Below are 22,532 nucleotides of genomic sequence, written 5' to 3' on the forward strand. Positions count from 1 at the left end.
TTTATGAAAAAACTAGAAAGCTACATAAACGGAAAATGGACTTCGGGTTCTGGAGATGGAATCGTAATGCACGATGCCATTACAGGTGAAGTTATTGGGACGTCTACAACTGAAGGATTAGATATTCCCGAGGTATTACAATACGGAAGAACCAAAGGAGGAGAAATCCTTCGGAAAATGACTTTTCAGCAACGTGGTAATATGCTTAAAAAATTGGCATTATATCTTACCAAACGCAAAGAAGAGTTTTATGAACTAAGTTATCGTACAGGAGCAACCCGAGTAGATAGCTGGATCGATATCGAAGGTGGTTTTGGTAATCTTTTTGCCAACGCTTCTTTGCGAAAACTATTCCCTAATCAACCATACCATGTAGAAGGAGACCCTATAGATCTGTCTAAAGGAGGACGGTTTATGGCACATCATATTTTAGTACCCAAAAGAGGAGTCGCTGTACATATTAATGCTTTTAATTTTCCTATTTGGGGAATGCTGGAAAAATGTGCTGTTAACTGGATGGCAGGAGTACCAGCAGTTGTATTACCTGCACCACAAACCGCATACTTAACAGAAGCAGTAGTACGAGTAATTATAGATTCGGGAATACTCCCCGAAGGAGCATTACAGTTACTTAGCGGAATGACCAAAACGATTCTGGACACAGTAGAATCTCAGGATGTAGTAACTTTTACAGGTTCTGCGCATACAGGAAGAATGCTGAAAGCACATCCAAGACTTATAGAAGAATCTGTACCTTTTACTATGGAGGCAGACTCATTAAATGCTTCGGTGTTAGGAAAAGATGCTGTGCCAGGTACACCAGAGTTTGACTTATTTGTTAAAGAAGTTCGAAAAGAAATGACTGTAAAATGCGGTCAGAAATGTACCGCCATACGTAGAATTATCGTGCCTTCAGAATTGGTTGAAGATGTACAAATCGCATTAGGGCAACAGCTGGATAAAGTTACTGTAGGAGATCCAAGATTGAAAGAAGTGCGAATGGGAGCACTGGCAAGTAAGCAGCAGGTAGAAAGTTTTAAAAATAATATCTCAGAAATAGCTAAAACTGCTCAGATTGTATATGGTGATTTAGATAAACTTGAAACTGTAGGAGCCGATGCTCAAAAAGGAGCATTCGTAAGTCCGATTTTGATGCGAGAAGATAACCCATTCAAAAATACAAATGCACATACGATTGAAGCATTCGGTCCAGTAGCGACTATTATGCCTTATGATACGCTAGAAGATGCTATTACCTTATCTCAAATGGGTAAAGGATCATTAGTGTCCTCTATTTTTACATACGATGATAAAATAGCCAAAGATTATATCGTAGGTGCAGCTTCTCATCACGGACGTATCTTGGTTGGTAATCGAGAAAATGCGAAACAAAGTACTGGTCATGGTTCTCCATTACCATTACTTACACATGGAGGCCCGGGACGAGCTGGTGGTGGCGAAGAAATGGGAGGAATGCGAGGAATTAAACACTTTATGCAACGTTGTGCCATCCAGGGAACACCAACCACACTTACCGAAGTAACAGGTATATACCAGGCAAATTCTGCGTATAAAGAATCAGAAAATCATCCGTTCTCATATCATTGGGAGGATATAGAACCGGGAATGTCACTAAAAACCCATAAACGTACAGTAACTGATACAGATATCATTGGTTTTGCAAACCTTACCTGGGATCATTTCTATGCGCATACCGACATCACATCTTTAGACGGAAGTATTTTTGAAAAACGTACCGCCCACGGATATTTTATCCTGGCAGCTGCAGCAGGTTTGTTTGTATATCCTAATAAAGGCCCTGTAGCAGCGAATTATGGATTAGAAGAATGTAGATTTTTAAGACCGATCTATCATAATGACACAGTATATGTTAGACTAACCTGTAAAGAAAAAGTAGATCGTGATGTTGCAAGTGCAGAGCACCCTAGCGGAATTGTAAAATGGTTTGTAGAGGTTTTTGATACTGAAGACGAGTTAGTAGCTATTGCTACCATTTTAACGATGGTGCAGAAAAAACAAACCTCTCTTGTAGAAATGACTGAAGCAAAAATTAAGGAATGCTTACGTAAACTATCTGCAGATGCTAAACCAAAATGGGGAATCATGACACCCCAGCATATGGTTGAACATCTGGAGTATACCTACAAAATTGCTGCCGGAGAAATTCAGGATTTCGAAATTGCAACACCAGAAAAGATTCTGGATAAAGTACACAATAGTTTATATAATTATGAACCTTTTCCTAAAAATACCGACTTTCCCTTACTTAAAAAAGGAGAGTTAGAAGAGCTAAATCATCCTGATCTTGAAACAGCTATAACAAAGCTAAGCGAATCTAGAGAAGTATATAAAACATATTTTAAGGAAAATCCAGATGCAATACTAAAAAATATTGTTTTCGGAGAATTGAACAAATATGAATGGTATCTGTTAGAAAGAAAACATTTAAACCATCACTTTGATCAATTTGATCTGTTAGGCTAAGTAGTTTAGAAAATAAAATATAAACCTCACAGGTTTTCAAAACCTGTGAGGTTTTAGAAGAAAAAAAATATATTATAAAAACCGAACAATGTAAAATAGTAAATGATAAAGTTTTAAAGCAATGCCATCTACTTTAAACTTTTAGATTTTACATTTAAAATTTGATATTTATTTTGACACAACCATACGTAAACATAAACATAGAAAATCAGGTAGGAATTATTGAATTTTTTCATCCTGCGCATAACTCTCTACCGGGAGATATTTTGACTAAGCTTGCTCAAACTATTACTGATGCGGGTACTAATGATGATATCAAGGTAATTATATTAAAAAGTGGAAAAGACAGAACGTTTTGTGCTGGAGCCAGTTTTAAAGAGTTGATCAATATTAATGATGCCGAAACCGGAAAAGTATTTTTCTCTGGTTTTGCCAATGTAATCAATGCGATGCGTAAATGCCCAAAATTTATTATTGGGCGAGTACAAGGAAAAACTGTTGGAGGAGGAGTTGGATTAGCTTCTGCTACCGATTATTGTATGGCAACAAAATATGCATCCATAAAATTAAGCGAACTTAATGTAGGGATAGGACCATTTGTAGTAGGACCTGCGGTAGAACGTAAAATAGGATTGTCTGCGATGACGCAGATTGCAATTGATGCCAATTCATTTTATGATGCAGAGTGGGCTAGAGATAAAGGGTTGTTTACCAAAGTTTTTGAAGATATAGAAACATTAGATGCTGAAGTAAAAGCTTTTACAGAACATTTATGTACATACAATCCAGAGGCAATGAAGGATATGAAACAAGCATTTTGGAAAGGAACAGAAGATTGGGATACACTTTTGGCAGATAGAGCTGTAATTAGCGGAAGATTGGTATTAAGTGATTTTACAAAAGAGAAATTAAAAGGATTTAAATAGAATATTGAACACCGAATACTAAACAAAGAATATCGAATGTCGAAGTTTATATTTTATTAAACAATAGTTTGATTTCAGTATTCGATATTTAACATTCAATATTAGATATTTTCATGATTTACAGCTTTAAAGGATATATACCCGTAGTACACGAAAGTAGTTTTGTGCATCCACTGGCAGCAGTAACTGGCAATGTGATCATTGGTAAAAACTGTTATATTGGTCCAGGAGCGGCGATACGTGGAGATTGGGGAGAGATTATCCTTGAAGATGGAGTTAATGTGCAAGAAAATTGTACGGTACATATGTTTCCGGGTAAATCTATCGTGCTCAAAGAAAGTGCACATGTAGGACACGGAGCAGTGATTCACGGAGCAAATTTGGGCCGTAATTGCCTAATTGGGATGAATACTGTAATTATGGATGATGCAGAAATTGGAGATGAATGTATAGTAGGAGCAATGTCTTTTGTGAAAGCAAATACAGTTTTTCCAAAACGAAGTTTGATTGTTGGTAATCCGGCAAAGGTAATTAAAGAAGTAAGTGATGAAATGATAGCCTGGAAAACAAAAGGTACACAGCTATATCAACAATTACCAGCAGATTGTTATGAGTCATTAAAAGAAGTAGAGCCTCTAAGAGAAGTCCCGGAGGATAGAGGAAGACAGGAAGCATTTTATAAAACGTTGGAAGAGTTTAAAAAGAAATAGATCATTACGAATGTCACATTGAGTTGTCACACTGAGCTTGTCGAAGTGTTGTCGAAATGTAACATAAACGAATAAAATTAATATATTACAAATAATTAACTAACAAACATTTGTTAACCAAGATGTCGACAGTAGAATTAAAAATGCCCAAAATGGGTGAAAGTATATCAGAGGCTACCATTCTTAACTGGTTAAAGAATGTAGGTGATACGGTAGAAGAGGATGAAACAATTTTAGAAGTAGCTACAGATAAAGTAGATTCTGAAGTGCCTTCTCCTTGTCATGGAGTGATAACAGAAATACGGTATCAGCCAAATGAGGTAGTAAAGATAGGGCAGGTAATTGCTGTTATCAATGCCGATGCAGTATCTGGGTCATCTCATCAAAAATCGGAAGAGACAGAAACTACTATTGAAAGATCACAAAAAAAGCCAGAACCATCTGTTCAAATAGAATCAAGAGGAACAAGTAGTTCTGATTTTAAAAACCTAAATCTAGGTGAAAATGATGGCTTTTTATCTCCTTTGATCATTAGCATTGCTCAAAAAGAAAATATCACTATTGAGGAACTACAGAGTATTGCAGGTACAGGAGTAGAGGGTCGTATACGCAAAAGTGATGTGATGAAATACCTGAAAAACAGGAAATACCCACTGCCTAGCAGGCCACAACCACAATCACCAAAATCAACTTACAATGCACCACCGATCTCGTTTATAGAAGGCAAAGATCGCATTGTAGAAATGGACCGTATGCGCAAAATGATTGCAGATCATATGGTGTATTCTAAACATACTTCGCCCCATGTAACCAGTTATATCGAAGTTGATGTAACCAATATCGTGAATTGGAGAAACGAAGTAAAGGTGAAGTTTCAGGAAAAACACGGAGAAAAATTAACATTCACTCCAATTTTTGTAGAAGCGGTTGCTAAGGCAATTCAGGAATACCCAATGATTAATGTTTCTGTAGATGACAAGAAGATTGTGGTACATAACGATATTAACGTTGGTATGGCAACTGCACTACCTAATGGTAACTTAATTGTTCCGGTAGTTAAAAATGCAGATGAAAAAAACCTACTTGGATTGGCTAAACGTGTAAACCATTTGGCAAATAGTGCAAGGAATAATGCTTTAAAACCAGATGAAATACAAGGAAGTACTTTTACCATTTCTAATGTAGGAACCTTTGGTAGTTTGATGGGAACACCAATTATTAATCAACCAGAAGTTGCAATTTTGGCTTTAGGAATTATTAAGAAAAGACCAGAGGTAATTACTACAGAAACAGGAGACGAAATCGCAATTAGAAGTATGATGTATTTGTCATTGTCTTTTGATCATAGAGTAGTAGATGGGTTTTTAGGAGGATCATTTTTACGTAAAGTAGGTGATGAACTGGAAGCTTTTGATATAAATAGAGAAATATAAAATAATCAATACATGCACAAGGGATAGAAGCTGGCTACCATGTAGCGCGAATAGCCCGACCCCGAGAGATACGATTCGGGGATGTGCCCAAAACAAATACTAATGGAGCAGCAAATCAAAATTACAACAACCTCAGATTCAAAATTAAAGGATATTGATTTTGATAATATTCCTTTGGGTAAAGCCTTTACCGATCATATGTTTATCTGTGATTATGAAAATGGAGCGTGGCAAAACCCGCGTATCGAACCATTAGAATTTATTCCTACACATCCTGCAGCAATGGCTTTGCATTATGGGCAAGCAATTTTTGAAGGAATGAAAGCTACAGTGGGAAAAGATAATACTCCGCTGTTGTTTAGACCAGAAGAAAATGCAAAACGATTTAATCATAGTGCTGCCAGAATGGGAATGCCTTCTGTACCCGAAGAACTTTTTGTAGAGGCAGTAAAGCAGATTGTAGGTGTAGAATACGACTGGATACCACCACAAGAAGGAAGTGCATTGTATTTGCGCCCATTTATGTATGCAGATGAACCTTTTATTGGGATGCGTGCAGCAACAAGTTATAAGTTTATTGTGATCTGTTCTCCTGCCGGACCATTCTTTACCAAAAAAATAAAATTATATGCTGAAACCGAATATATAAGAGCTGCAGATGGAGGAACAGGAGAAGCAAAAGCAGCAGGTAATTATGCTGCAGCGATCCTGCCTACAGAAAAAGCTAAAGCCAAAGGCTATGATCAGGTATTGTGGTTAGATGCTAATGAACACAAGTATATTCAGGAAGTAGGAACGATGAATATCTTTTTTAAAGTAGATGGAAAGTTTATCACTCCAAGAACCAATGGATCAATTCTAAAAGGAATTACTCGTGATAGTGTAATCACTTTGCTAAAAGGTAAAGGTTTTGAAGTAGTAGAGCGCCCAATTACGATTGATGAGGTTATTGAGTTTTCGAAAGAAGGAAAATTAGAAGAAGCTTTTGGAACCGGAACAGCAGTTGCTATTGCCATGATAGAGGCTATCGGATATAATGAAGAATTAATCACATTACCCGACACAAACCCTGTAAGCCAGGATATGAAAAATACTCTGGATGAGATCAAAGCTCAGAAAAGAGAAGATAAACATGGTTGGATTATACCTGTGTCTATTAAAGAGAAAGTGAAATAATTAGAATTTACGAAGGATAAGATAATTAGAATGTTATTTAAGGAAGAATTTGAATTGTTTTAGTGTTTTACAATAGTCAAAAAATATCGAGAACAAGTGAAATCAAAAATCGTAAGTCGTACATCAAAAATTAATTTAAAATGTTAGCTGAAAAGACCATAGCAAAAGAAGTATTAGAAAAAGCATTCATGACACTCTGTACGGCTAAGTCGATGACAGAGTTATACGAAGAAAACTTCAAAACAGTATCTAAATATGTGCATGCGACTTCAAGAGGGCATGAAGCAATTCAAATAGCTACAGCCATGCAGTTATTACCTCAGGATTATGCGTTTCCGTATTACAGAGATGATTCGATGTTATTAGGGATAGGAATGCGACCGTATGATTTAATGTTGCAATTATTGGCTAAAAAAGGAGATCCTTTTTCGGGAGGTAGAACCTATTACTCACACCCCAGTTTGCGTGATGAGGATAAACCAAAAATTCCGCACCAATCATCGGCAACAGGAATGCAGGCCATACCTTCTACCGGAGTAGCATTAGGGATGCAATACAAAGAATTGGTTGGTTTAGATGACAAATCATTAAAAGATAAACCTCTGGTAGTATGTTCTCTTGGAGATGCATCAGTAACCGAGGGAGAGATTGCAGAAGCTTTTCAGATGGCTGCCTTAAAGCAATTACCGATTTTGTATTTGGTACAGGATAACGGATGGGATATTTCTGCAAATGAAGAAGAAACCCGTGCACAAAATGCTTTTGAATATGCTGCAGGATTTAATGGATTAGAAGCGATTTCTATCGATGGAGCTAATTTTACCGAAAGCTACCTGGCGATACAAGAAGTAATCAAAATCATTAGAGAAGAAAGAAGACCGATTCTGGTGCATGCCAAAGTACCTTTGCTAAATCATCATACTTCGGGGGTGCGAATGGAATGGTATCGAGATGACCTTGAAGAAGCTCGTTCTCGCGATCCATATCCGGTATTGAGAAACCAATTACTTTCATCTGGTTTTACCGAAGATGAAGTGCTGGCTATCGAAACAGAAGCAAAAGCAGTAGTAGCCAAAGATTTGGACGAAGCTATGAAAGCCGAAGATCCAAGGCCAGAAGATTTATTTACTCATGATTTTGCCCCTACACCAATTACAGAAGAGAAAGGAGAACGATCTCCTGCAGATAAAGAAGAAGTGGTAATGGTAGATTGTGCTTTGTTTGCTGTAGAAGAATTAATGAAGGAGCATAAAGAATGTTTGTTATATGGGCAAGATGTAGGAGGAAGACTAGGAGGAGTATTTAGAGAAGCAGCTACATTAGCTCAAAAATTTGGAGACGAGCGTGTGTTTAATACGCCTATACAGGAAGCTTTTATTGTTGGTTCTACTGTGGGAATGTCTGCCGTTGGTTTAAAGCCTATTGTAGAAGTACAGTTTGCCGATTATATCTGGCCAGGGCTAAATCAATTATTTACAGAAGTGAGTAGATCCTGTTATTTATCTAATGGAAAATGGCCGGTATCGATGATTCTGCGAGTTCCGATTGGAGCTTATGGTAGTGGAGGGCCTTATCACTCCTCTTCTGTTGAATCTGTAGTAACTAATATTCGTGGAATCAAGATTGCATATCCAAGTACAGGGGCAGATCTTAAAGGGTTGATGAAAGCTGCATATCATGACCCAAATCCTGTAGTCATTTTAGAGCACAAAGGATTGTATTGGTCAAAGGTAAAAGGAACCGATGCTGCCAGAACTATAGAGCCATCAGAGGATTATATATTACCTTTCGGTAAAGCTAATGTTGTACAACGTATCTGGCCGCAGGATGAAAAGGAAACCATGACGATCGTAACCTACGGTATGGGAGTACATTGGGCGCTTAATGCGACAAAAGGGATGAAAGATGTAGTCGAGGTTATTGATTTACGTACATTGTATCCTCTAGATGAAGAAACCATTATGGAATCGGTAAAGAAAACCAAGAAATGTCTTGTGGTTACCGAAGAACCTACTAATAATTCTTTTGCAAGAGCATTATCGGGCAAAATCCAGGAGGAGTGTTTTAGATCTCTGGATGCTCCTGTGATGACTATAGGGTCAGAGAATATGCCAGCTATTCCTTTGAACAGCACTTTAGAGCAAACCATGATTCCTTCTACCGAAAAAGTAAAAGAGAAAATAGATGAATTGTTAAAGTATTAAACGATTTGATAATAAAAAATATACCCTGGTAATTTAGATCTAAATTACCAGGGTATATTTTTTATCCCCACATACAGAATCTGCCATTGCATTCTCCAATGCCACAAATATTAAGACTTATTCGGCAACATAACTCTCCTTTCTGATAGCAATCCGATATACGGCTTTTTGATCCATTAATAGATTTTTGAACCGCTTTATTCAGTTTTTTTACTCCATTTACGTTTATGATATTTTTCATTTTTAAAGGTTTTAAGAGTTTATATTTATTTAAACTAAAAATGAAAGTGTAAGATATTGATAATAAGTGTTTTTTGTTTAATACGATGTAATATGATTATGTTAAGAAATTGAATTTTATGACAAAGAAGGTATTGATTTCTATAGAGAAATCACCACTTTACGTTCTCATATTGAAAATCAGATTCTTTTTTTGAATATAGGTTGTTATTCAGATATTCTATATGGTTTTAGTTCTTCAAAGAAAATATCATCATTAGGAACATCAAAATCCATACTTTTAACATTTAGGTTATTATCAGTATTAAATTTTACGGTTCCAAAGCTAAACCAGGCATGTTTCTTATCCCAAACAATTTCCCAAACATCATGATGCCAGTGTCGCAGTGTAGCAGATAAATCTGGAGTATGTTCAAATTTCATGCGTAACTGGTCTTTTTCTAACGAGATTTTAATTTTTCCGTAGATATCAGACCTATAATCTCCTACTATTTTAGTTGGTGCGACAGAAGGTTTGGTATTTAGCTCTCTTTTTTCTTTTCTTGTAGAGATTCGAGTGTCTTTTTTACCATTAGTATTTGCCTTTTTCAATAGTTTGGCAGACCAATTGATAGATGCTGTACCTAGAAATTGATCTAAAGCATGGTAAGTTGCAGCTCTAATCGGGCTTTTCATACCATTAGTAAGTACTACAACTCCTAGATTTTCATCAGGAATTAAAGTAACTGCTGTAATCATTCCATCAAACCCTCCTGTATGAGCAACGCTAAGTCTTCCTTGATAATCACTTAATCCCCATCCTAATCCATAGCCACTAAAATGCTTATTGAAATCATTTTTTGAAGTGTGATCTACTCTATAATTGTTATGAGGTGTCCAGATTATATTTCTGGTGTTTTTGGTAAGTAAAGTATCTTTACCGATACGACCATGGTTTAGATTAAAGATCATCCATTTAGAAACATCTTTAACACTAGAAATAAGCCCGCCCATAGCTCCTATTTCTTCCCAATCTACCCAGTCGATAGGGATGTTTTTATCATTTTCGCGACCATGCGGGGTGGCATAATTCTTTTTTGTATCCAGTTTTTTATATGATGTTAAGGTTCTATCCATTCCCAGAGGATCTAGAATTCGTTCTTTTACATTTTCTCCCCAACTTTTTCCGGTTACTTTTTTTATAATTTCTCCTGCAGTAATGTACATTACATTAGAGTACCCAAATCCAGATCTGAAATCATGAGTTTTAGGAAGATGTTTACTTCTTTTTATAATTTCTTCTGATGTTAAGTTTGCTTTATACCAAATCACATCACCACTGAATGTGCCAAGTCCAACACGATGACTTAATATATCTCTAATAGTAACTTCATTACTTACCCATGGATCGTAAAGGGCAAAATATGGTAGATGTTTTTTTACTTTATCATCCCAATTAAGCTTTCCTTCCTGTACCAGCATTCCAATAATAGTAGCCGTAAACGCTTTAGAGTTAGATGCAATGGCATACAGCGTGTTTTCATCTGGTTTTTCGTCTTTTCCTTTTTCTTTTACTCCGTAATTACCACTGAAAATCAGTTTTCCATCTTTAACAATTCCAATAGAAACACTAGGTATATCCCAGTCTTTTGCCATTTTTGCATAGTATTCATCTAACTTTTTAAGATCAACTGTAGTGCCTGTTTGACTTAATATATTTGTTGTAGAAATCAGTAATACTGTAAATAACAGCAATAGTTTTTTCATGATTTTAATTTTAGATAGTGTTTTGTGTGTTTCGAAAGGTAAATATAATTTATTTAAGATGATAAGAATGTTATATCTCCTTCAAAATACTATTCAAAAGATGATCAGGTATACAATCGGTTTTGTCTAATTAATAATTATAATAGCTATACGGGATACTACTTTTTTAACAATTTTCTAAATGCTTCGGCATTTCCATGAAATAGATCATAATCGACATTGCCTTTGATTCCTTTTAAGTTTTTAAGATCTGTACGTTGCCAGATAGTCCAGCCTTCACTCTTCCAGGTGTTAGGAACTTTTGGAGCTTTTTTGGTATACGCTGCAATCCACAATTTATATTTGGCAAAATCGGGATGGTCAAGGTATTTAATACCAAAATAATAATTAGAATAGATAATTGGGGTTACTCCCCATTCCTTTTCTACTGTTTGTAACCAGAGTAAGGTGTTTTTTTGATATTCTTTTTTAGTAACAGGGGCTTGAATCCCTAATTCTTCTAGATCTAAAACAGGAGGTAAATCTCCCGGTTCTAATGTGCCTACTGCAGCTATAAAATTTTGAGCTTGCTTTTTAGGATCATAACCGGTTTGATAAAAATGATAAGCACCCCGGTAGATACAGTTACTTTTTGCAGCTGCTCTGTTTGTTTTAAACATAGGGTCTTTAAAATCATCACCTTCTGAAGCTTTGATGTACACAAAATTAACACCGTCTTTCTTAATATCATTCCATTTGATATCTCCTTGAAAATGAGAAACATCCATTCCTAAAATAGAAGGATCTGTTTCGAGTCTTTGATTTTCTGAAGTACACAAATTGTTTTTGTCTGTTGCACAAGAAAATAATACTAACGATAGTGTAAAAAGTTGAATGGTAATTTTTTTCATGAATTCTATTGGTTAAGTCTTAAAAGTATTTAATTGTTTAAATTTTAGGTTAATGTGGATCATGGGTTAGATCTTTACCAAGTTTTTTTAAATTTTCCTCTTGGGCTTCTTCAATTTTACTTAATCCAGAAAAATGAAAGAACTTCTTAAGTAAGAAACTCATGAGATAAAAATATAATAGTGGTAAAATAAGAAAAAGAACAATGAGGTTACTAATCATGTTTATGATAAGTTTCATCAATTCTTTTTTACCTTCTTTCAAGATTGCAAAAGCTTCAGAAAACCCTTCTTCTGCATCAACACTTACATCTTCGACTTTATCAACAACTGCATCTTCAACTTTTTTAAAAATGCCTATACCTTTACGACCTTTTTCTTTAGCTTTCTCTAATTGCCTGTTTTTTCGAGCTTCTTGTTTTGATTTGATGTACTTTTTCTTTGCTTCATATTTGTTCTTAATAGATGAAAGATGTTCATGTAACGAAGAACCAAGACTTAATTCCATAGAGTCAGATACATAGTGTATTCCATTAACATATAAAGAAAGTCCCGGGTTGATAAGTAATGCTATAATAAGCAGTTTTAAAGCTACTTTTTTATATTTTTCGAAGAATATGCCTACAAGAAAAATCACAGGAAGCACTTTAAACAATAATGATTTACCCATATTTACCAATATGGTTTGAACTGCGATTACAATATTTGCAAAGGTTAAATAATTGATTGCTCGTGTAAAAATATCAGAAAGCTCTGTTGCCAGTCCCCCAACTAAGAGGATACCAGAATTGTCAATACCTGCAGTGATACTTTTTAACTCCATGGCAACGCCAAGACCCAGCATCATATCTCCATTAATATTAGATAAAAAATCAATAGCTGGTGCTACTAATATGTTACTAAATCCCAGAATGATAATAATCAAAGAGATGATAATAACCCAGGTTTTATCATTTTTAATAAGATTGGATAGTGTTTGGTTAATATCCATAGCAGTAGTAAAGTTGGTTCATTTTGTGTAGTTTAAAGGTAGAGAATTTTTGAAGTAAATTGTATAGGTATTTATACGTAATTATTACAGAAATATATAAAGTATGTTCAAAAAAATTATGTATAAATAACCATATGATTTTCTATAATTTTGATATGATACAAGTGATATTTTTGATGATTCTTTAAAAAAACTTTAAGAATAGTGTCTATGTTTCTTGAAGCAAGTACTCTTTACTATAATGTTTACGAATAAATAATCACCAAATATGAGAATTAGTACAATTATTACTATGCTATTAAGTGTAGCTCTATTATTATCTTGCTCATTTAAGAAACAAGAGAATGTTCCTTCTGATCCAATTGATGCCAAAATATCTAAACTATTATCAAGTATGACTTTGGAAGAGAAAATTGGTCAAATGACACAAATTACAATTACTGCATTAGAAAAAGAGGGGCAACCTGGAATACTAGATAAGAGTAAATTAAAAGAAGCAATTCATAAATATAAGATTGGTTCGATACTTAATACTCCTAATCCAGGAGCTCCAAAACCAAAAAGGTGGAATGCGATTTTAAATGAAATTTTAGCAGAAACTAATCAAACTGATAAAAAAATTCCGATAATTTATGGAATAGATGCTATTCATGGAGCAAATTATACAGATGGGGCAGTTTTATTTCCTCAACAAATAGGCTTGGCTGCAACATGGGATGCTGAGCTAGTAGAAAAATGCACTGCTATTTCAGCCTATGAAACCAGAGCATCTTCAATACCCTGGGTTTTTTCTCCAGATCTGGATTTACCAAGACATCCAGCCTGGTCAAGACTTTGGGAATCTTTTGGAGAAGATACATACCTGTCTTCACAAATGGCTGTAGCTATGGTAAAAGGTTTTCAGGGAAATAATGTTGGTGCATCTGATAAAGTAGCTGCATGTCTTAAGCATTATATTGGATATGGAAGTACAACTACAGGAAAAGACAGGACCCCAAGCATTATTCCTGAAAGAGTACTTAGACAATATGATTTACCTATATACCAGAAAAGCATAAGTGCTGGAGCAAAAAGTGTTATGATTAGTTCTGGAGAGATTAATGGCACCCCTGTTCATGCTAGTAAAAAAATGATAACAGAGATTTTAAAAGGCGAATTAGATTTTAAAGGTTTTGTGGTAACCGATTGGAAGGATATAATTTACTTACATACACGCCATAAGGTAGCCTCTACGATGCGTGAAGCTGTTAAGAAATCAGTTATGGCAGGAATTGATATGAGTATGGTGCCAGAGAATTACTCTTTTTTTGAAGAGTTATTTTCTTTGGTGAGTGACGGCGAAGTACCTATGTCTAGAATAGATGATGCGGTAAGTAGAATTCTGAGAGTGAAGTTTGAATTAGATTTATTTAGAACACCGGTTACCAACCCTGAAGATTATCCTGATTTTGGTTCTCCTTCTTCGATTGCAATGTCGTATATCGCCGCATCTGAGTCTATTACTTTACTAAAAAACACAGATAAAATACTTCCTATTGCTAAAGAAAGTAAGGTACTGATAACAGGGCCAACTGCTAACAGTATGCAATACCTTAATGGTGGATGGTCATACACATGGCAAGGGGAAAAAAGTGATGAATATGCAAATGATAAGCTTACAATTTTAGAAGCATTTAAAAATAAAATAGGGGAACAAAATGTAGTATACACGCCTGGGGTATCTATTTTTAAAGAGGTCGATATTGCCAAATCTGTTTCACTAGCGAGTAATGTAGATTATATTGTTTTATGTTTAGGCGAGCATAACTATACAGAAACTCCGGGAGATATTAATGATTTGATAATAACCAAACCTCAAATCAAATTAGCTCAGGCATTAGCTAAGCTAAATAAACCGATTATACTAATCCTTAATGAAGGAAGACCAAGAATTATTAGTGAGTTTGAAAATGATATGGATGCCGTTTTACAGTGTTATCTTCCCGGAAATGAAGGAGCACGAGCCTTGGTAGATATTGTTTATGGAGATATAAATCCAAGTGGAAAACTACCTTATAATTATCCCAGATACTCAAATTCTCTACAAAAATATAATAGAAAATATACAGAAAGTTTGGGAGATGAAGAGCAAAATGATGATGCAGATTATCAAAAAAGTTATAATCCACAATATGAGTTTGGATATGGGTTATCATACACAACTTTTGGCTATAAAAATTTAAAACTGGATAAGATATTTATTAATAAAGAAGACGCGATTCAAATAACTATCGATGTCCAAAATACTGGAGTAAGAACCGGAAAAGAAGTGGTGCAACTATATCTTAAAGATATGTATGCAAGTATTACACCTGAGGTAAAAGCTCTAAAAAGATTTAAAAAAATAGAACTTCAACCAGGAGAAATGAAAACAATTTCATTTACGATTGGAATTGATGATTTAAAGTTTGTTAATGAAAATAATGAATGGATTGCAGAAAGTGGAGAATTTGAAATAATGATTGGCCCCCTTTCTAAAAAAATAGTACTTGAAAAAGAGCTACAAGAACCGTAAAGATTTTTTTATTAGAATTGTTTTTGTTAATTTAATGTTAAACAAACATTCTTAATGCTTTGAAAGTAAATTATTTATTCAGGAATTCATAAACGCTTAAACTATTTTAAATGCAATCCGTTAAAACTATAGATTCTGTACTGTGGACCAAAGTTAAATTGGGGGATTTAGATGCTTTTAATCAACTATATGATAAGTATATAGATGCACTTTATGAGTTTGGGATTCAGCATACTAAGGATACAGATTATGTTAAGGATTGCATCCATGATCTATTTTTAGATATTTACAAATACCGTAAAAAACTTTCTGATGTTGATAATGTAAAATATTATCTGTTTAAATCTTTAAAAAGAAAGATCAATAGAAAATTTAAATCAAAACTAGGTCTATTTTCAACCGAAGAGAAAAAAAATGAAATTAGATCTGAATACAAGTCGATAGAAGAAGTGATTATTCAGTCAGAAAATTCCATAGAAACTAAAGCAAGACTTTCTATTGCGCTATCATCTCTTTCTAGTAGGCAACGAAAAGGATTATCATTAAAATTTGATGAAAAAAAATCATACAAAGAGATTGCAATGATCATGGGAATTTCTATAGAATCGGTACGTACACTTATCTACAGAGCGGTAAAAAAATTAAGAAATGAGATTTGAATTAAGTAAAAAAACAAAAAAGATAATTTTTTGTCTATGTTTTTTGAGTTTGATGCTCTTATAGTATGTTAAGGTGCTAATTTATTATTTCACATTCAAAATTTTACTAAATACTATAGTAGAATAATGTGTTAAGTAAAAATACAAAATAGTAATTGATATTAAAATCTTCCCAAAATGTTAACCGAAGAAGAAAAAAGGCTTTTAAAAAATAAAATAAATACTTCTGTTATGGAGTATCGTAGTAAAAGAAAAAACCGACGAATAGGATATTATATAACTTCGGCGGCGGCAATCACGGTTATATTCTTTTCTACTAAGTATACGAATATCTATCAAAATTCTTCAGCAATAAAAAACTATGTTGATGCTACAGATATTAATATTGATAAAGATGGAGACGTAAAGTTGGTTTTAAATGATAAAGAGGAAGTGAAAATTACAGAAAAAACATCAAGTGTCACGTATTCTAGCTCTGGAGGAGAAGTAGATATTAATGATTCTAAAATAATAGAACAATCGTTAGAGAATACTTTTAATACAGTTATTGTTCCTTTTGGAAAGAGAACTAAAATCACTCTGTCCGAAGGTACAAAAGTATGGCTTAATTCGGGGTCGAAACTTACATATCCAGTTGTGTTTAATGGAAGTAAAAGAGAAGTTCATCTTATAGGAGAAGCTATTTTTGATGTAAAACATAACAAAAAGCAACCATTTTATGTGGTTACAGATGATTACGATATTAAAGTTTTAGGTACGGTATTTAATGTAAGTAGTTATAATGATGATGATTATACGAGTACAGCTTTAGAACGAGGTAGTGTAGAGATAAAGTATAAAGGGAATTCTATTTTTGGAAAATCAAGTATAAAAATAACTCCGGGAACACTCGCTGTATATAATAATAAAACTAAAAAAATAAGGAGCAAGAGAGTCGATGTTACCAAATATATGTCGTGGCGTGATGGTAAATTTATATTCAAAAAAGAAAGAATGGATATGATAGTTAAAAAGCTTTCCCGGTATTATAATGTTGTAATTTCTATAGAGAGCGAAGAACTTAAAATGCAGACTTTCTCTGGTCATTTAGATTTAAAAGATAGTGTAGAAAAAGTGATGGAAGTTCTCAAACAATCAACAGATTTGAGATACAAAATAGAAAACGGAAAATTTGTAATTAACTAAAAACCAAAAACCATATGATATGAAATAACAAAGAGATTGTAATCTATTACAAAAAAGTCAGAAAATGCGGCAACATTTTCTGACCTAATCAAATATTGCGATATCGCAAATACTTAATGCATAAAAAACAAAATTATGAATAAAAAAATTAACGATGTTTCTTTTTTGTCTGAAAAGAAGAGATTCAATTTTTTATTAACCATTATGAGAGTTTTTATTTTATTTCTGTGTTTTGGCTTAACAAGTGTATATGCACATAACTCTTATTCACAAACTAAGCTGGACATTAATTTAAAAAACGGTACTCTTGAAGAACTGTTTGATCAAATTCATTCTCAAAGCGAGTTTATATTTTTTTATAAGGATGATATTGTAAAAACCAATACAAAAATCACACTACGTCTTAAACAATCTACTGTAAAAGAGATACTAAATAGGGTATTTCAAAAAACAGATCTCACTTATAAAATAATTGATCGGCAAATAGTAATATCTAAACGAAAAAAAGAGCTGGGTACGAAAACGATTTCAGAATCAAAAGAATCCCAACAGACGATGTTAACAGGTAAAGTTACCACTGCCGATGGTGAACCCTTACCAGGAGCAAGTATTACTATAAAAAATACAAATAGAGGTACTCAAACCGATTTTGATGGTAACTATGAATTAGAAGTATCTAAAGGAGAATCTTTAGTGTTTTCTTATTTGGGGTTTGCTAATATAGAGGTTGTATATTTTGGTCAACCTAAATTAGATATTACATTGATTGAAGATGCAGGAGAATTAGGAGAAGTAATTGTTGTAGGGTACGGAACCAGGGCAAAAAGTCTAGTTACCGGAGCAATTTCTAGTATTGATTTTAAACAAATAGAAAATTCATCCAACCAGCGTATAGAACAAGTCTTACAAGGAAGAGTGTCTGGTGTTACAGTTGTTTCTTCATCAGGATCTCCTGGTTCTGGATCAAAAGTTAGGATTCGTGGTACGGGCTCTAATGGGAATTCTGATCCTCTTTATATAGTTGATGGCATGAAAGTTTCAAATTTAGAGAATATTGCTCCAAGTGATATTGCGAATATAGAAGTATTAAAAGATGCTGCATCCTCGGCAATTTATGGTACTCAAGGTGCAAATGGTGTTGTTATTGTTACTACAAAACAAGGCAGAAAAGGTAGATCAGTTATAAGCTATAATTCACAAATTGGAATACAGACTTTAAGAACTAAAATGGAACTGATGAATGCTTCTCAGTTTGTAACATATATGAATGAAGCTGGTAATACAACTGTGGCAAATAATGGGATTGATACAGATTGGATTGATGAAACCTTTCAAGATGCATTTATTCAGAGACATGACCTTAGTTTTTCGGGGGGGGCAGAACGATCAACGTATTTTTTATCAGGGTCTTTTTTAGATCAGGATGGTATAGTAGGTAAAAGTAATTCATCATACAAAAGATATACTTTAAGAGCAAATCTTAAGAGTGATATAAAAGATTGGTTAGAAGTAGGAACTAATATTGTGTATTCTAATACTGGGCAGTCTCCAATTATAGAGGATGATTCTTTTAGAGGAGTAGTAAATCATGCACTATTAATTGACCCGTTAACTCCTGTTGTATATAATGGTACACTTCCTCCAAGAGCAATGACAGGTCTTGAGGATGGTACTGCGATGCTTGATAGAAACGGGAATGTATATGGGTATCCTACATACACTACAGGAGAGATAATTAACCCTGTAGCATCTTCAAATTATATTTTTAGAGGGGGAATAGATATCGATAGAGTTTTACTTTCTGTTAAAGGAAAAATAAAATTATCAAATGATTTATCATTTACGTCAAGATTCGGCTATGAAAGATCTAATTCATTTGATACGAGATGGACACCTGTATATTATGTTGCCAGCGAAGCAAGTAATTCTGTCGTAAGTCTAAGGCATGCAATAAGCAGAAATTCAAGATGGTTATGGGAAAATTTTGCAAGATATACTAAGAATCTAGAAGAACACAGTTTTACTGGATTACTTGGTTATTCTGCTGAGAAAATCAAGAATCCATTTTATAATTTGCAAGGGGCTGATGTTCCTAGAGGAACTGATGATTTTGCATATTTTGATTTTTCTAACAGAGATAATGATATTATAGGGAACAATATATTTCAGAAGAATATGACTTCGGTTTTTGGAAGAATATCGTATGATTATTTAAATAAGTATTTGATAGAAGGATCATTGCGATATGACCAATCAAGTGTTTTTCCTAAAAATAAAAAAGGGGGATATTTTCCTGCAGTTTCTGTAGGCTGGGTGGTTTCTAAAGAAAATTTCTGGAACTCAAATAAAATTGACTACATCAAATTACGTGGTAGTTGGGGACAGAATGGGAGTGATGCAAACTTATCGGGTAATGGAGATTTACAATTCTGGCAAAGTGTTGCTACCGATGTTGGAGTAATACCAATAGTTTATGAGGGCGTAAGTGGTACTCAAGTTGGAGATTTGGCAAACCCTCAATTATTATGGGAGCGTTCAGAACAACTCGACATTGGCCTTGATTTAAAAGCATTAGATAATAAGTTTAACTTTTCTGTAGATTATTATAGTAAAACTACTAGAGATTTGATTGTTTCTAATGGTAATATCATAGTGCCTGGATCAGTAGGGAGAACATTAGGAGCAATTAATGCAGGTACGATTACAAATAGAGGTTTTGAGTTTGAGATTGGTTATAATACTACTACAAGTAGAGGTTTGGATTATGGTGTTAATCTTAACTTGTCTACATTAAAAAATAATACTTCAGAAGTATCTATTGGAGGAGCTTTAAATGGCGCGTCAATCCCAGGAAGACCGATTACAAGATTCGAAGAAGGCTTTCCTGTATGGTATTTTTATGGATTTAAAACCAATGGTATAGATCCACAAACAGGGGGAATTATTTTTGTTGATACCGATGGAGTTCCTGGTATTACCTCTAATGATAAAACTATGATTGGTTCACCACATCCAGATATATTGTTTGGAGGTAATATTAGTTTGGGGTATAAAAACTTTGATCTAAACGTATTATTTCAAGGAACATATGGTAATGATATTTTTGCTGGATATCATCGTCCTTCTAGACCATTAACTAATAAACCTGTTGATTATTTTAATAATAGATGGCAACAACCAGGGGATATAGCATCTTTTCCGGGAGCTGCAAATATAGCTGAAGCATATGATACCGATCTTATGGTAGAAGATGGCTCTTATCTAAGAATTAAACAATTACAATTAGGGTATAATTTTCCACAAGGAATTACAGATAAACTTAACTTAGGAAAGTTAAGAGTTTACATTTCTCTGGATGATTATTTTACTTTCACTAAGTATAATGGTTTAGATCCTGAGGCAGGAAGTTTTGCAAATAATAGCCAAGGAATTGATAGAGGATTTTACCCAATACCTGGTAAAGCATTATTTGGTTTATCAGTAGATTTTTAAAAATTTAATTATTTATAATTATGAAAAAAATAATTTTTATCACAATATTGGTTTTTTGTACGTCTTGTAGTGATGATTTTGTAAATATTGCCCCAATTGGGACATTAGATAATGCTACATATTTTGATACCGAAGAAAATGCAGATCAGGCAATTATAGGATTGTATGATCTTATGCAACACAATTATGGTCTTAACTGGAATAGTGCATATTTCGTAAAAATGTTACCTGGTGATGATGTTAATGCCGGGGGAGGTAGCTCTACCGACCAAGAACAGTTACAAGATATTGATGGTTATGTAAATGTGTCTATTGATAATATTTCAATTCAGAGCAATTGGGATTTGTTTTATCAAACAATTGCATTAGCAAATATTATTATTAATACTGTAGAGACAGGAACTTTAAGTAATCGTGAATTAGTCTTGGGGGAGGCAAAATTTATCAGAGCTTGGTGTTATTTTGAATTAGCAACAATGTGGGGAGATGTACCTTTGCGATTAGAAAGTCCATCTAATATAAGCCCTGATGATTTTACTTTACCTAAAAGTCCTAAGGCAAAAATCTACGAGCAGGTAGAAAATGACTTGAAAAGTGCTATTGCTGGTTTGCCAGATAAGATGTCGGTTTCTCAACCGTTTAGAGTTTCCAAAGGAGCAGCCAAAGCTCTTTTAGGTAAAGTATTGGTTTTTCAGGAAAAATATGCCTCAGCAATTACAGAGTTATCAAGTGTGATAGCTAATCCTGCACATGATCTTGAAGATACTCCGGCAGATGTATGGACTACTGCAACAGAATTTGGCAAAGAATCACTTTTTGAATTAGGATATATCTCTACTAATGGCTATGATTGGGGTAATTTCCCATGGGGAGGTCGTGTAGAAAGTAATATTCACCAACAATTAATGGGACCAAGAGGAGATGGTCTTTTTGATGTAGCTGGATTAGGAATTCTAAATGGATGGGGGTTTAATTTGCCTACATCTAAATTGGTAATGGCTTTTGATACCGCTGGGGATATAGATCGAAAAGCAGCTACTATAGCTACAGAAGCAGAAATTATTGCTGCAGGAGGTAGTGTGAATACCCCAGAGAATATTTGGGGTTATGAAGGAGCCATACGAATGAAGTATGTTACTCGTTTATCTGAAACTGTTTCTGATGGAGGAGTATCTGAACTAAATTATTCAGCTAACTGGAGATTATTACGGTATGCAGAAGTTTTGTTATTAGCAGCAGAAGCGTACAATAAAAATGGCCAAGATGATTTGGCATTAATCGAGTTGAATAAGGTAAGGAATAGAGCAGGATTACCTAACCTTTCTGGAATATCTGGAAATGATTTATTTGAAGCAATTATAAATGAGAAATTCTTAGAATTAGCACATGAGGGGCAACGTTTTTGGGATTTGGTACGATGGGGTAGAGCAGCCACAGAACTTGCAGGTACAGGATATACAACTAAAAATAATTTGTTTCCTATTCCCATGACCGAAATTCAATTGAATACGGCATTGTCTGTATCAGATCAAAATCCAGGATATTAAATTAAAATCAGTAATAGTAATTAGGTTATAAAAAAACAACGTGTGTAAACACGCTGTTTTTTTATAGCATATCATGATAATGATTGATTAATACAAGCATATTACTATTTTTAAGCAATTGCCCAAAAACAAGAGCACTGCATAAAAATAATCCTTCAATTTTTTGCCTATAGTTTTCAAATGTATACGAGTAGTATATAGCACAGAAATGTAGATATTGATGATATTGAATACAATATTCATAGGGTATATTCTTTTAATTATAACCTATATGGGA

Annotated in this window: 15 protein-coding genes; 11 read left to right on the forward strand and 4 right to left on the reverse strand. The window is 34.1% G+C overall.

All coding sequences use genetic code 11. From position 1 onward, the window contains the following. Window positions 1-3 precede the first annotated feature (3 nt). From paaZ to DK441_RS09060, 6 genes are all read left to right on the forward strand, one after another. A complete protein-coding gene (gene paaZ / locus DK441_RS09035) occupies window positions 4-2,505 on the forward strand; it encodes a phenylacetic acid degradation bifunctional protein PaaZ (protein WP_109098419.1) in 2,502 nt (833 codons plus the stop codon). A gap of 173 nt (window positions 2,506-2,678) precedes the next feature. Next, entirely contained in the window at window positions 2,679-3,431 is a 753-nt protein-coding gene (locus DK441_RS09040) for an enoyl-CoA hydratase/isomerase family protein (RefSeq protein ID WP_109098420.1), read from the forward strand. A 113-nt stretch (window positions 3,432-3,544) separates the two neighbouring features. After that, entirely contained in the window at window positions 3,545-4,141 is a 597-nt protein-coding gene (locus DK441_RS09045; protein ID WP_074407553.1) for a transferase hexapeptide repeat family protein, read from the forward strand. Window positions 4,142-4,293: 152 nt separating this feature from the next. Continuing rightward, window positions 4,294-5,574, forward strand: a complete 1,281-nt coding sequence (locus DK441_RS09050; protein WP_235015742.1) for a dihydrolipoamide acetyltransferase family protein — start codon at window positions 4,294-4,296, stop codon at window positions 5,572-5,574. 102 nt (window positions 5,575-5,676) lie between these two features. Further along, the gene (locus DK441_RS09055) at window positions 5,677-6,750 is read left to right on the forward strand and encodes a branched-chain amino acid aminotransferase (protein WP_109098422.1); all 1,074 of its coding nucleotides are present in this window, start codon (window positions 5,677-5,679) and stop codon (window positions 6,748-6,750) included. A gap of 140 nt (window positions 6,751-6,890) precedes the next feature. Beyond that, a complete protein-coding gene (locus tag DK441_RS09060; protein ID WP_109098423.1) occupies window positions 6,891-8,954 on the forward strand; it encodes a thiamine pyrophosphate-dependent enzyme in 2,064 nt (687 codons plus the stop codon). Between the two features lie 61 nt (window positions 8,955-9,015). On the opposite strand, the gene DK441_RS26505 is transcribed toward DK441_RS09060, so the two are convergent. From DK441_RS26505 to DK441_RS09075, 4 genes are all read right to left on the reverse strand, one after another. Then, window positions 9,016-9,195: a hypothetical protein gene (locus tag DK441_RS26505; protein WP_131248830.1), complete on the reverse strand. Its 180-nt coding sequence runs from the start codon at window positions 9,193-9,195 to the stop codon at window positions 9,016-9,018. A 206-nt stretch (window positions 9,196-9,401) separates the two neighbouring features. Further along, window positions 9,402-10,940, reverse strand: coding sequence for a serine hydrolase (locus DK441_RS09065; RefSeq protein ID WP_109098424.1), 1,539 nt, complete (start codon window positions 10,938-10,940; stop codon window positions 9,402-9,404). A 158-nt stretch (window positions 10,941-11,098) separates the two neighbouring features. Next, a complete protein-coding gene (locus DK441_RS09070; RefSeq protein WP_109098425.1) occupies window positions 11,099-11,830 on the reverse strand; it encodes a glycoside hydrolase family 25 protein in 732 nt (243 codons plus the stop codon). 49 nt (window positions 11,831-11,879) lie between these two features. Next, a complete protein-coding gene (locus tag DK441_RS09075; RefSeq protein WP_109098426.1) occupies window positions 11,880-12,818 on the reverse strand; it encodes a hypothetical protein in 939 nt (312 codons plus the stop codon). A gap of 268 nt (window positions 12,819-13,086) precedes the next feature. On the opposite strand from DK441_RS09075, the gene DK441_RS09080 reads away from it, so the two are divergent. From DK441_RS09080 to DK441_RS09100, 5 genes are all read left to right on the forward strand, one after another. Then, a complete protein-coding gene (locus tag DK441_RS09080) occupies window positions 13,087-15,372 on the forward strand; it encodes a glycoside hydrolase family 3 N-terminal domain-containing protein (RefSeq protein WP_235015743.1) in 2,286 nt (761 codons plus the stop codon). A 110-nt stretch (window positions 15,373-15,482) separates the two neighbouring features. Next, a complete protein-coding gene (locus DK441_RS09085) occupies window positions 15,483-16,031 on the forward strand; it encodes an RNA polymerase sigma factor (protein WP_109098427.1) in 549 nt (182 codons plus the stop codon). A 177-nt stretch (window positions 16,032-16,208) separates the two neighbouring features. Next, window positions 16,209-17,216: a FecR family protein gene (locus DK441_RS09090; RefSeq protein ID WP_109098428.1), complete on the forward strand. Its 1,008-nt coding sequence runs from the start codon at window positions 16,209-16,211 to the stop codon at window positions 17,214-17,216. Window positions 17,217-17,351: 135 nt separating this feature from the next. Next, a complete protein-coding gene (locus DK441_RS09095; RefSeq protein WP_109098429.1) occupies window positions 17,352-20,708 on the forward strand; it encodes a SusC/RagA family TonB-linked outer membrane protein in 3,357 nt (1,118 codons plus the stop codon). A gap of 20 nt (window positions 20,709-20,728) precedes the next feature. After that, window positions 20,729-22,255, forward strand: coding sequence for a RagB/SusD family nutrient uptake outer membrane protein (locus tag DK441_RS09100; RefSeq protein WP_109098430.1), 1,527 nt, complete (start codon window positions 20,729-20,731; stop codon window positions 22,253-22,255). Window positions 22,256-22,532: the final 277 nt, after the last annotated feature.

It is taken from the genome of Aquimarina sp. AU58 (genome assembly GCF_900312745.1).
GTDB classification, from domain to species: Bacteria; Bacteroidota; Bacteroidia; order Flavobacteriales; family Flavobacteriaceae; genus Aquimarina; species Aquimarina spinulae.